This is a genomic window from Pseudomonas sp. SL4(2022) (assembly GCF_026625725.1).
Classification (GTDB): Bacteria; Pseudomonadota; Gammaproteobacteria; order Pseudomonadales; family Pseudomonadaceae; genus Aquipseudomonas.
The window spans coordinates 3,276,575-3,288,917 of record NZ_CP113060.1; the positions used below are offsets into that span (position 1 = coordinate 3,276,575).

The window sequence follows — 12,343 nt, forward strand, 5'->3', positions numbered from 1 at the left end:
GTCCTTGAGATGGGGCTATAGCTCAGCTGGGAGAGCGCTTGCATGGCATGCAAGAGGTCAACGGTTCGATCCCGTTTAGCTCCACCATCTTCAAAGCCGCAAGGCTTGCCACAATCAGCTCTTGAAGCTGGTTGTTTGTAGAAGGGTTACGTCCCCTTCGTCTAGTGGCCTAGGACACCGCCCTTTCACGGCGGTAACAGGGGTTCGAGTCCCCTAGGGGACGCCAGTTTCAAAAAGCAGCGCCGGTTTGGGCTGTGAGCCGAGAGGCGATAAATCTGGGGGTATAGCTCAGCTGGGAGAGCGCTTGCATGGCATGCAAGAGGTCAACGGTTCGATCCCGTTTATCTCCACCAATTTTGCAGTAGTTACAACTGCCACCGGGCCAGCGTAAAGCTGGCCTTGTTCTTCGAAGGTTTCGTCCCCTTCGTCTAGTGGCCTAGGACACCGCCCTTTCACGGCGGTAACAGGGGTTCGAGTCCCCTAGGGGACGCCATTTTTACCCGCTCTGCGGGACTTTAAGGGTCATTCATTACTGAATGGCCCTTTTGTTTTTCAGCCGCTGAAAATTATCTGCGCAGTGGGCGCGGGATTGATGCCCGCAACTTTTGCGGTTCTTTCTGTGGTGGGTCAACCCTCTTCCGGTTTTTCCGGCTGGTAGCTTTCCACGCGGTTGCGGCCATTTGCCTTGGCGCGATAGAGCGCCTTGTCGGCGTTTCTAAGCAATTGTTCGCGGTCGCAATCAGCCTCGGGCGTGAGCGCATACACGCCAATGCTCAAGCTGAGTTCAACGTTAAGGTCCTGATGGACACAGGGGTGGCTGGCCACGTCTTCACGTAGTTCCTCGGCAAGATCAATGGCTCCGTCAGTCGTCGTATCACAGAGCACTGCAGCAAATTCTTCTCCACCAAAACGGACCAGCAGGTCATTACGGCGCATGCGCTGCAGCATGCGTTGCGCGGCATGTTGCAGGCAGGCATCACCGACCAGATGGCCGTAGGCGTCATTGACCTTCTTGAAGTGGTCCAGATCCATCATCAGCACTGCTAGCGGCTGCTGGCTGCGTTTGGCCTGTGCCAGCATGCGTTCAAGTTCTTCATTCAACACCTGTCGATTGAAAAGGCCGGTCAGGTTGTCATGCCGGCTCAGTTCAGCCAGTTGTTGGTTGGCCATGGAGAGTTCCTGCAGGGCTTGTTGCAGCGATGCAGTGCGTTCCTTTACACGTGCCTCCAGCCCTCCGTTGATCTGTTGTTGCAGCTCAAGGCTCTTGGCTTGTTCCTGGCGTAGTTGATGTGCGTTGGCCAGCAGTTTGGCTTGGGCGACTTTCTCGGCACGTTGGATCAGTCGTATGCGTAAGCCGAGGGCGATTGAGAAAATCACCAGTTCAAGCAGGCTGCCGATCTGCTGGGCATGCAGGGTGAGCAGGGAGTTGGCGATAAGGCCGGTACCGCTGATGACGCTGAACAGGCTGGCGATGATCAGCATCGACCAGCCCAGTGCAAAGAGCTTGGCGGGTGGGTAACCGTCACGCCAGCGCAGTGTCGTGAAAATCCCGCCGAATACGGCGCAAGCGAGCAGCAGCGCAAAACTGCCGATGAGGGCCACGCTATAGGGGCCCGAGAGTGCCAGCAGCATGACCAGCAGGCTGGCGCCGAGCAGTAGGCGGCAGATCCAGGTATAGGCGTGATGCCTGCTCTTCAGGTCAAGTACACCATGGGTGAACAGAATGCCGAAGAAGGTGGCCAGTGCCGAACTGAATGGAAAACTGCGCTGATGCCAGGCCAGCGACTCTGGCCATAGCCATTGCAGGGCAAAGCCCAGCTGGATGAACTGATACAGACTGAAGCTGGCGACAAACAGGCTGTACCACAGGTAGTTGCGGTCATGGGTGATGATGAAGATCGACAGGTTATAGATGATCATCACCAGCAGAGCGCCGAAGAACAGCCCTTGCAGCAGCAACATGCGCTGCTCGTGATGGTTGAATGCTTCAGCACTCATCAAACTGGCGCTGAGGTTGGCTGAACCATCGGTTTGCATGCGCAGAAACAGTTGCCGTTCCTCACCGGCGTTCAGGCTAAAGGGCAACGCCAGCTGCCGGTGATTAATCCAGCGCTGATGAAAAGGCCGTTGGTCTCCAGCTTCGTACACCCGTTCACCATCCAGCCCATAAGCGTCCAGGGTATCGAGTAGTGGATTGCCGATTAGCAAGATCCAGTTGATTGGCGTGTCGGATGGATTGTGCAGGTTCAGGCGCAGCCAGTAAGCATGCTTGCTGTAGCCAAAGCTGGCGTCGCGGCGAGCCACTGGTTGCCAGGCGGTCGCCGGTAGCTGGCGCACGCTGTGGATGTCTGCCTGGCCCAGGGGGTCAGCCCAGACGTGCATGGACGGGCCAGGCAGGATCGGCGTTTCGCTGGCCTGCAATGGCAAGGTGGCGGCGTGTCCCAATATGGGCAGTAACAGCAGTAGTAGGCGCAGTAACGCAGTCAAAACAGGCTTTCCGTGGCAAGGTGTTAGCAGGTTCAGCAACGCTGCATTATTGCTCGGCCTTATGACATACCGATAGCTTAGCCGGGGTTGCTTATGAGCCAAAATTTGCTGTATTGCCACGCTCAGCGCGATGCTTGCCTGCATGCGCTGGCCGCTGATCTGTTGGCGCAGATTCAGGCCACGCTAGCGCAGCAGCCCCGTGTTGGGATGATCCTGCCCGGCGGCAGTAGCCCGCAGGCTCTGTTGCCCTTGCTGGCGCAGCAGCTGGGCAGTCAGTGCATTCACCTTAGCCCCAGTGATGAGCGCTGGGTGCCGGCGCAGGCGGCCGAGAGTAACTGGCAGTTGTTGCGGCAAGGGTTACCGCAGGCCAATTGTCTGGATCCGCGCCAGGGCGCGACACTGGAGCTATCCGCATTGAGCTGGGGCGAACAGTTGGCGCAGTGGCTGCCGTTTGGCGCAGTGCTGCTGGGTATGGGGGAAGACGGCCATATCGCCTCGCTGTTTCCCGGCATGCCTGGCCTGGCTGGCGCGCTCGATCCGCAAGCCGAGCCTGCAGCCTTGCCGGCCCTGGCGCCGCAAGAGCCGCGTGAGCGGTTGTCGCTGAACCTGGCGATGCTGCAGCGTGGCCAGTGGCTCGGTTTGCTGGCGTTCGGCGAGCGCAAGCGCGAGCTGATTGATGCCGTGCTGGCCGATCAATCTTCGGCTCGAGAGTTGCCACTGTATGCCTGGCTGCAGCGCAGTCCGTTGCCAGTACATATCTACTGGGCACCCTGAGAGCATGTTGAGGTCTGCTGCATATAGGCCGGCTGCGTTAAAACAGGCGCTAAGCCGTTACACTGCAGGCCTGTACCTCGCCGAGAAAGGGAGTAGCCATGTTGCATCCGGTTGTTGAGCAGGTGACCGCAGCACTGGAAAAGCGTTCTGCCAAACGCCGGGAGCGCTATTTACAGCGCTTGACCCAGGCGGCCGCGCGCGCTGCACATCAGGCCCTGGGTTGCTCTAACCTGGCCCATGCCCTGGCTGCCCAGCCTGATGACGTGCGCCTGATCATGAAGCAGGGTGGTTCACCGCATGTGGCGATCATTTCCAGCTACAACGACCTGCTCTCGGCCCATGCGCCGCTCAGGGACTATCCCGAACGTCTGAAAGTGGCGCTGGCCAAGGCCGGTGCAACCTCGCAGTTCGCGGCTGGGGTGCCGGCCATGTGCGATGGCATTACCCAGGGCGAAGGCGGCATGCAGCTGTCACTGTTCTCCCGCGACCTGATTGCTCAGGCTGCTGCCATCGGCTTGACCCACGGTATTTTCGATGGCGCGCTGTATTTGGGGGTGTGCGACAAGATCGTCCCCGGCCTGCTGATCGGCGCGCTGCATTTCGGTCATCTGCCGGCCGTATTCGTGCCGGCCGGGCCCATGCAGTCGGGGCTGCCGAACAAGGAAAAAGCCGCCGTCCGCCAGCGCTACGCCCGTGGCGAGGCCAGTCGTGATGAGCTGCTAGCCGCCGAGCTGGCTGCCTACCACCAGGCGGGCACTTGCACCTTCTACGGCACGGCCAATACCAATCAACTGCTGATGGAAGCCATGGGCCTGCACGTGCCGGGCAGCGCCTTTGTCCATCCCTACACGCCGCTGCGCGATGCCATGACTGATGAGGCTGCGCGTCTTGTCGCACACAACAGCCGCCAGGGCGAGCGCTATCTGCCGGTCGGCCAGCAGATTGATGCGCGGGTGCTGATCAACGCGGTAGTGGCCTTGCTCGCCAGCGGCGGCTCGACCAACCATACCCTGCACCTGCCGGCCATTGCCCGAGCGGCGGGTTTTGAACTGAGCTGGGATGATTTCGCCGCGTTGTCCAAGGTGGTGCCGCTGTTGGCGCGGGTGTATCCGAATGGCGCGGCGGACGTGAATCAGTTTCAGGCCGCCGGTGGGCCGGCCTGGTTGCTGCGTGAGCTCCTCGGTGCTGGCTTGTTGCATGACGATGTTGCCACCGCTGCCGGGCATGGCTTGCGTTCCTATACCCGCGAGCCCTGGCTGGAGGGTGATCGTCTGGTCTGGCGCGAGCTGCCGGCGCAAAGCCCGGCTCCGGATATTGTCCGGCACGTGGCCGAGCCGTTTGCCGAGGAGGGCGGGCTGGTATTGCTGGCGGGTAACCTGGGACGCGCCATTCTAAAAACCTCGGCGGTGAATCCGACGTTCTGGCACATTCGCGCCCAGGCGCGCATCTTCGATTCGGAAGCGGCTGTGCAGGCGGCCTACAGTGCCGGCGAGCTGCAAGGTGACCTGGTGCTGGTGGTGCGCTTCCAAGGCCCACAAGCCAATGGTATGCCCGAACTGCACAAGTTGATGCCGCTGCTGGCCAATCTGCAGCAAGCCGGCCAGCGCGTCGCGCTGATTACCGATGGGCGGATGTCCGGGGCTTCGGGGCAGGTTTCCACCGCCTTGCATGTAACCCCGGAAGCCGCTGCCGGCGGCCCCTTGGCGCGGTTGCAGGACGGTGACTGGCTGGTGCTGGATGCGCAAAACGGATTGCTACAGGTCGAACTGAGCGAGCAACAACTGGCCGCACGGCCATTGGCGTCTGCCAGTGCCGAGCTTGAACTGGGGTATGGTCTGGAAATGTTCGCCGCGCAGCGCCGCCTGGTCGGCTCGGCTGAGCAGGGCGCCAGCAGCCTGTTTGAAGACTGAACGCGACGATTGAATTTGAGAACGGGGAGCAAGGCATGAGCCTGACGATGGATGTGGTGCTGCAACAGGCCCGCCCGGTATTGCCGGTGTTGGTGATCGACGATATCAGCCTGGCGCTGGACCTGGCCCGCGCGCTGCACACCGGCGGCATTCGTGTGCTGGAAGTGACCCTGCGCACCCCCGGCGCGCTGGATGCGCTGGCGGCGATGCGCAAGGAGTTGCCGGATCTGCTGGTGGGCGCCGGTACCCTGATTCATGCCGAACAGTTTAGCGAGGCCCGCGACGCCGGCGCGCAATTCGCCGTCAGCCCGGGTTGCACCGAGCGCCTGGCCGCTGCGGCGGAAGACTCCGGCCTACCTTATTTGCCGGGGGTGATGACGCCGTCCGAGGTGCTGCTGGCACTGGAATACGGCTACCGCTCGCTCAAGCTGTTTCCGGCCGATGGCGCCACCAGCATCAAGATGCTCAAGAGCTTCAAAGGCCCGTTTACCGGTATTCGCTTCTGCCCAACCGGCGGGGTAACTCCGGATAACCTGTTGGGCTTCCTGCGCTTGCCCAACGTGGCCTGTGTCGGCGGCACCTGGATCGCGCCAAGTAACCTGGTACGCGCACGTGCCTGGGATCAGATCACCCAGTTGGCCGCCGAGGCGCGCGCCCTGGCTGGTAGCCTGGAGCAGTCGACATGAGTTGGGAACTGAGCAATCCCTTTGTCATTGATATTCAGGTGACGGCCGAGGACATCGACGGCCTTGGCCATGCCAATAATGCGGTCTATGTCAGCTGGTTGGAGCGCTGTGCCTGGCGCCATTCGCAGTTTCTGGGGCTGGACCTGGCTGAGTATCGCCGCCTCGACCGCGCCATGGCGGTGCTGCGCCATGAGATCGACTACCTGGCCAGCGCCTACGAAGACCAGCAGCTGCAGATGGCCACCTGGATTGTCGAGTCCGACCAGCGCTTGAAGATGGACCGGCGCTTCCAGTTGATTCGTCCGGAAGACGGCGTGACCCTGTTGCGGGCGAAAACCACTTTTGTCTGCATCGAACTGTCCAGCGGTAAGCCCAAGCGCATGCCGCCAGAGTTTGTTGAGGGTTATGGCGCGGCCTTGCAGCCACCTTTTCCCATGGAGCTGTGACGCACCGTTGGGCTAATGCCTGAGCGTTTCACCACCCCGCCGCGTACACTACGCGGCGTTTTTTCTTCCTGCGGCCTTTAGCTTACGCGCGGCACAGCATCTTCAAGAGACTGCCTATGCAAATCGCCCTGGCCCCGATGGAAGGGTTGGTCGACGAAATCCTTCGCGATGTGCTCACTCAGGTGGGTGGCATCGATTGGTGCGTGACGGAATTTATCCGGGTGACCGAGCGGGTCTTGCCCGTCAGCACCTATGAGAAGCTCGCGCCTGAATTGTTCAGCGGCGCGCAAACGGCCGCCGGCACGCCGCTGCGCGTGCAGTTCCTCGGCTCCGATCCAGCCTGCCTGGCAGATAACGCGGCGTTTGCCTGCACCCTTGGCGCGCCGGTGATCGACCTCAACTTCGGCTGCCCGGCCAAGACGGTGAACAAGTCCCGTGGTGGTGCGGTATTGCTCAAGGAACCCGAGCTGCTCCACGCCATCGTCCGCGAAGTGCGTCGCGCGGTACCGGCCGCGATTCCGGTCACGGCGAAAATGCGCCTGGGTTTCGATCACAAGGACTATGCCCTTGAGTGCGCCGAGGCATTGGCCGAGGGCGGCGCGGCGCAGATCGTGGTGCACGCGCGGACCAAGGTTGAAGGCTACAAGCCGCCGGCACATTGGGAGTGGGTGGCGCGGGTGCAGGACGCGGTGAAAGTACCGGTATTTGCCAATGGCGAGATCTGGACCCTGGATGACTGGCGGCGTTGCCGTGAGGTCAGTGGGGTGGAGGACATCATGCTTGGCCGTGGCCTGGTGGCGCGTCCGGATCTGGCCCGGCAGATTGCCGCTGCCAGGGCCGGGCAGGACGTGGTTGCCATGAGTTGGGCGGAGCTGCAGCCGCTGCTGGCGGATTTCTGGCTGCAGGCGCGGCGCAAAATGTCACCACGCTACGCACCGGGTCGGCTCAAACAGTGGTTGGCCATGCTGACCCGTAGCTACCCCGAAGCCACCGCGCTGTTCAATCTGCTGCGCCGCGAAAACGATTGCCTGCGTATTGATGGCGTGTTCGGTATCCCGTGTGCCGAGGTAGAGCCTGTCGAGCAGGCCAGTGCTTGACGATCTGCCAGCCCGTGTCCGTACTGCCGCTCTGGCGCTGTGCAAAACATGCAGCACTTGAAATTTTTCTGAGTCACCACATGTTCAGTGATGTGGGATGCCGAAGTCGGGTCCTGCGCTTACTCACTCGCTGAATCTCAGGAGATTTTTTATGAGCACTGCATTTTCCATGACTCCGCTGTTCCGTCAGTCCGTTGGCTTCGACCGGTTTAATGATCTGTTCGAGTCGGCCATGCGCAACGACGCGGGTAGCAGCTATCCACCCTACAACGTCGAGAAATATGCCGACGACCAGTACCGCATCGTGGTTGCGGCTGCGGGTTTTCAGGAGGCTGACCTTGAGCTGCAGGTCGAGCGCGGTGTGTTAACCGTCAGCGGTGGCAAGCGCGACGCCAGTGCTGAAAATGTCACCTATCTGTACCAGGGCATCGCCCAGCGCGCCTTCAAGTTGTCGTTCCGCCTGGCCGATCATATCGAAGTTAAGGCCGCCAGCCTGGTGAATGGTTTACTGAATATCGACCTGGTGCGCATCGTGCCTGAAGAGGCCAAGGCCAAGCGGATTCCGATTGGTAACGGTGCTGTACTGCAGCGTTAATCGGTTCGCGATCGTAAGCAAGGGCACCGCTGAGGTGCCCTTGTTGTTTACAGGGGCACGGGCAGGCGGTTGTCGTGCAGCAGTTGATGGAACTGCTCAAGCGGTACCGGTTTACTGAACAGGTAGCCCTGGTAGTGGTGGCACCCCTGCTGCTGGAGAAAGTCCAGTTGCTCGATCTGTTCGACCCCCTCGGCAATCATGTCCAGTTTCAGGCTGCGGGCCATGGCGACAATGGCGCGGATGATTTCTGCGTCGTTGGCGTCCAGGGTGGCGTCACGGACAAAGGATTGGTCAATTTTCAGGACATCCACCGGCAAGCGCTTGAGGTAGGTCAGTGAGCTGTAGCCTGTACCGAAATCGTCCATGGCGAAGGTTACGCCCAGGCGCTTGAGACGGTTCATTTTGGCGATGGTGTCGTCGATGTTCTGGATCACGATACCTTCGGTGATCTCCAGTTTGAGCATATTGGGCGGCAGCTGGCTGCTGGTCAGGCTGCTTTCTACCAGCTCAACAAAATTGTGTTGGCGGAATTGGCGTGGGCTGATGTTCACGCACAGGCTGAATTGTCGAGTATTGAGCTTGTTCTGCGCCAACAGCTGGGCGCAGGCGTGGCAGGCTTCGGCGAGTACCCAGCCGCCGACTTCAAGGATCATCCCGCTTTCTTCAAGGATGTGGATGAACATCGCGGGTGATTGCGCCCCCAGCGTCGGGTGAATCCAGCGCAACAGGGCTTCAGCGCCAATGATCTGGTTGTTGCGTGCGTCTACCTGGGGCTGGAAGTACAGTTCGAATTCGCCTCGGGCCTGGGCCAGGCGCAGGTCGTTCTCCAGGCGCAAGCGTTCACTGGCGGCCTTCTGCATGGTGTTGCGAAACAGCTGAATGCAGTTGCGTCCAGAGTCTTTAGCCCGGTATAGGGCTATGTCGGCGCGCTTGAGCAGGTCTGATGGGGTTTCGCCATGGTCGGGGATCAGCGCGATACCGATGCTCGGGGTGACCTGCAGCTGATGGCCATCGAGCAGCATGGGTTCGGCCAGTAAGCGACGTAGTTTTTCCGCCATGCTCCGTACTTGGGCGACCACCGCTGAGCGATTTCCCTCCAGGCCGGAAATCAGCACAACAAACTCATCGCCCCCTAAGCGGGCCACCGTATCTTCCTGGCGCACGCTGGACTGCAGGCGTGTAGTGACCAGTTTGAGTACGGCATCGCCCACGGGATGACCGAGCGAGTCATTGATGTGTTTGAAGTGATCCAGATCGAGAAACAGCAAGGCGCCGCGCAGTTGATGGCGTTTGAGCAGGGCGATCTGCTGGGTCAGTCGATCCATCAGCAGGGCGCGGTTGGGTAGATTGGTCAGCGAGTCATGGTAAGCCAGGTGCTGTACCTGGGCCTGGGCATCCTTCAGCTCGCTGATGTCGCGTGCAGTCAGCAGCAGGCAGGGTGTGTTGTTGAGTTCGATGGGTTCGACTGATACTTCAACCAGCTTGGTTCGTCCGTCCCGATGACGACCGCGCATCTCCATGTGGTAGACGTGACCATCGTGCTTGAGTCGGTCCACCATCCGATCGCGTTCGGCCAGATCGGCCCATACCTGGAGGTTGATGGCGCTTTGACCGATCACTTCTTCGGGTTTATAGCCTGTCAGGCGGGTGAAGCCTTCGTTGACCTCTATGTAACGTCCACTGTCGCGCTCGGAAATCGTGATGGCGTCCGGGCTTGAGTGAAATGCCAGGGCGAACTTTTCCTGGCTGGCTTGCAGTTGCGCCTGGGCTTTCTGGCGTTCGCTGATGTCGCGAAAGGTAGTGAGGATACAGCTTTGCTCATTAAGCATGATCGGCCGTGAGGACACCACGCAGGTAATCAGCTGGCCGTGTTTGTCGAGGAAATCCGCCACCTCATTGTCCAGGCTTTGGTCGCGCTGCAACTTGTTATAAAGGTGGGTGCGCTGGCTCAGGTCAGCCCATAGATTGAGCTCGGTCATCTTGCGCCCGACCACTTCGTCAGGTTGCCAGCCGAAGGTCTGACTGAAGCTGGAGTTGATCTCCATGGCAAAGCCATCCGGCAGCGTTGTGAGTGCGACAGGATCAGGGCTGGCCTGAAACAGGCTGGCAAACTTGGTTTCTGAGGCCGCGAGGCTTTGTTCGCGGCGCACCCGCTCACTGATATCGATAAGGATTCCAGCCATGCGCTCAGGCTGACCTTGAGCGTCACGGTAAAGCTTGGCGGTGCTTTCCAGGTAGTGCACTTCCTGGTTGGCATAGATCGCCCGGTAGGTGACCTGATAAGCCTCACTGCTACCTTCAGCCAGTGCCTGGTAGTGCTTGCGCATGGCATGGCGATCCGCCAGGGGAATGCAACTGAAGAACTTGCGGAAGTCGTCGTGAAACGGCTCTTCTTTCAGACCGTGTAGTTTGGAAGCACGGGCCGAGCCAAACAGCATGTTGCTGGGGATGTGCCAGTCCCAGGTGCCCAATGCAGCCGAGTCCAGCGCCAGGTCAAGACGTTCCTGGCTGTCCTTCAGAGCCTGTTCCTGCTGACGTTGCAGAGTGATATCACGCAGTGAGAGCACCAGGCATGGCACCCCGGCCAGGTTGATTTCACCGCCAAATAACAGGTTTCTGCGAATACTGCCGTCACGATGATAAAGCGGGACTTCCAAGCCATTCAGCGTGTTGTTGTGCACGGCACTCATCATCCGTTGACGGTCCTTGAGGCAGGCCCAAATCCCCATCTCCAGAGAGGTTCGGCCCAAGGTCTGGGCGCTGGTCCAGCCGAATTGATGCTCGAAGCCGGCATTGATTTCGATAAAGCGTCCGCTGGACTTTTCGGTGATGACAACTGCGTCAGGGCTATAGTTGAAGGCCTGGGTGAATTTCTCCTCGCTGCTACGCAAGGCTTGCTCGCTGGCTTGTTGTTGGGTGATATCACGGATCACGCCGATGATCCGCTGTTTGCCATCGGCACCCTGCTGCAGGCTGCCGCTGATCTCCAGCCAATGCAGGCTGCCATCAGGCCAGCGAATACGATGGCGAAAGGCACGTGTGCTGGGGGCGCCGGTGAACAGTTGCTCGAAGCGTTGGAGAGTTGCCGGGCGGTCTTCTTCAGGGATCAGTTCGATGTAGTCGATCTGTTTTTGCAGTGGCTGTTTGGGGTCGAGGCCGAACAGGGCCTGGGCTCCCCGTGACCAACTGACTCGGCCGCTTTCGATGTCCCAGAGCCAAGCACCCAGTTTGGCGTCATTGAGCGCTCGCAATAGATGTGGCGCATCGTTCCAGGTGCTTTCGAATTCGGCAGGATCCAGTGCCGGGATAAACGGCAGTGGCGGACGGCGATCACTGGATTTAGCCACGACAAACGCTTCCTTTGCATGCGTGGGTTTCCTGGTCGCTGGCTGAGCAACGGGGCAGAGTCATGCAGAAACCTTTCTTATCGTTATAAGCCCACGTTAGCCCTTAGTCGCTGGCCATTGCAAGGCCATCACGGTGAGCATCCAGCAGGTTCATAAAGGCTCGTGCAGCGTTGGAAAGGGTACGCTCGGTATGGCTGATATAGCCCAACTGACGGGTCAGCTGGATGCCCGGTAATGGCAGGCGCGCGACTTGGTCATCGAGCATGGTACGTGGCAATACACTCCAGGCCAGTCCGATGGACACCATCATCTTGATGGTTTCCAGGTAGTTGGTGCTCATGGCGATATTCGGCGTCAGCCCCTGGGCTTCGAACAGACGCCGCACAATGTGGTGGGTAAAGGTGTTGCCGCCGGGAAATACCGCCGGGTGATGCGCCACATCGGCCAGGCTGATCGCCTGGCTGCGTGCCAGCGGATGCTCGGGGGCGGCGACGAAATCCAGTGGATCGTCCCACACCGCCACGGCATGCACCGGTTCGCGGGTTTCCGGGGCGAGGGTGATCACCGCCAGTTCAGCGCGGCCATGCAGCACTTCCTCATAGGCCACCTCGGAGTCGAGAAACTGGATATCCAGGGCCACCTGCGGATGCGCGCGGGTAAAGGCGCGCAGCAGCGGTGGCAGGCGGTGTAGGCCAATGTGGTGGCTGGTGGCCAGGGTCAGGCGACCGCTGATCTCGCCATTCAGGTTGGTCAGCGCGCGGCGCGTATCATCGAGTACGTTGAGTATTTGGTAGGCCCGCGGCAGTAGCGCGCGACCGGCTTCAGTCAGGCTGACCTCGCGGCCCAGGCGATCGAACAGGCGCACACCCAACTGCTGCTCCAGACTGGCGATGCGTTTGCTCACGGCCGGCTGGGTCAAAAATAGACGCTCTGCCGCTTCCGAGAAGCTACCGAGTTCGGCAATGGCGATAAAGGCATTGAGTGTGGCGAGATCCATGTGG

General features: G+C 60.2%; 9 protein-coding genes and 4 tRNA genes. 10 read left to right on the forward strand and 3 right to left on the reverse strand.

Annotation, left to right across the window (positions count from 1 at the left end; genetic code table 11):
* Nucleotides 1-11 precede the first annotated feature (11 nt).
* From OU997_RS15500 to OU997_RS15515, 4 genes are all read left to right on the forward strand, one after another.
* A tRNA-Ala gene (locus OU997_RS15500) sits at nucleotides 12-87 on the forward strand.
* A 63-nt stretch (nucleotides 88-150) separates the two neighbouring features.
* Nucleotides 151-226 (forward strand) — tRNA-Glu (locus OU997_RS15505).
* A gap of 51 nt (nucleotides 227-277) precedes the next feature.
* A tRNA-Ala gene (locus OU997_RS15510) sits at nucleotides 278-353 on the forward strand.
* Between the two features lie 64 nt (nucleotides 354-417).
* Nucleotides 418-493 (forward strand) — tRNA-Glu (locus OU997_RS15515).
* A 134-nt stretch (nucleotides 494-627) separates the two neighbouring features.
* Here OU997_RS15515 and OU997_RS15520 read toward each other — a convergent pair.
* Nucleotides 628-2,487 carry a sensor domain-containing diguanylate cyclase gene (locus tag OU997_RS15520; RefSeq protein ID WP_267807391.1) on the reverse strand — a complete coding sequence of 620 codons (1,860 nt, stop codon included), beginning with the start codon at nucleotides 2,485-2,487 and terminating at the stop codon, nucleotides 628-630.
* Between the two features lie 93 nt (nucleotides 2,488-2,580).
* Between OU997_RS15520 and OU997_RS15525 the strand changes: the two genes are divergently transcribed.
* The 6 genes from OU997_RS15525 to OU997_RS15550 all read left to right on the forward strand — a co-directional run bounded on the left by OU997_RS15525 (nucleotide 2,581) and on the right by OU997_RS15550 (nucleotide 7,995).
* On the forward strand, nucleotides 2,581-3,261 hold the full coding sequence (locus OU997_RS15525) for a 6-phosphogluconolactonase (RefSeq protein WP_108489071.1): 681 nt from the start codon (nucleotides 2,581-2,583) through the stop codon (nucleotides 3,259-3,261).
* A 101-nt stretch (nucleotides 3,262-3,362) separates the two neighbouring features.
* Nucleotides 3,363-5,171, forward strand: a complete 1,809-nt coding sequence (gene edd / locus OU997_RS15530) for a phosphogluconate dehydratase (protein WP_267809922.1) — start codon at nucleotides 3,363-3,365, stop codon at nucleotides 5,169-5,171.
* A gap of 35 nt (nucleotides 5,172-5,206) precedes the next feature.
* Entirely contained in the window at nucleotides 5,207-5,857 is a 651-nt protein-coding gene (locus OU997_RS15535) for a bifunctional 4-hydroxy-2-oxoglutarate aldolase/2-dehydro-3-deoxy-phosphogluconate aldolase (protein WP_108489073.1), read from the forward strand.
* Nucleotides 5,854-6,303, forward strand: coding sequence for an acyl-CoA thioesterase (locus OU997_RS15540; protein WP_108489074.1), 450 nt, complete (start codon nucleotides 5,854-5,856; stop codon nucleotides 6,301-6,303). The genes OU997_RS15535 and OU997_RS15540 overlap by 4 nt, the downstream gene beginning before the upstream one ends.
* A gap of 116 nt (nucleotides 6,304-6,419) precedes the next feature.
* Entirely contained in the window at nucleotides 6,420-7,400 is a 981-nt protein-coding gene (locus OU997_RS15545) for a tRNA dihydrouridine synthase (RefSeq protein WP_108489075.1), read from the forward strand.
* Nucleotides 7,401-7,551: 151 nt separating this feature from the next.
* Nucleotides 7,552-7,995 carry an Hsp20 family protein gene (locus OU997_RS15550; RefSeq protein WP_108489076.1) on the forward strand — a complete coding sequence of 148 codons (444 nt, stop codon included), beginning with the start codon at nucleotides 7,552-7,554 and terminating at the stop codon, nucleotides 7,993-7,995.
* A gap of 47 nt (nucleotides 7,996-8,042) precedes the next feature.
* Here OU997_RS15550 and OU997_RS15555 read toward each other — a convergent pair whose 3' ends face one another.
* The gene (locus tag OU997_RS15555) at nucleotides 8,043-11,342 is read right to left on the reverse strand and encodes an EAL and GGDEF domain-containing protein (RefSeq protein ID WP_267807394.1); all 3,300 of its coding nucleotides are present in this window, start codon (nucleotides 11,340-11,342) and stop codon (nucleotides 8,043-8,045) included.
* 103 nt (nucleotides 11,343-11,445) lie between these two features.
* Nucleotides 11,446-12,339 carry a LysR family transcriptional regulator gene (locus OU997_RS15560; protein WP_267807395.1) on the reverse strand — a complete coding sequence of 298 codons (894 nt, stop codon included), beginning with the start codon at nucleotides 12,337-12,339 and terminating at the stop codon, nucleotides 11,446-11,448.
* Between the last annotated feature and the right edge of the window lie 4 nt (nucleotides 12,340-12,343).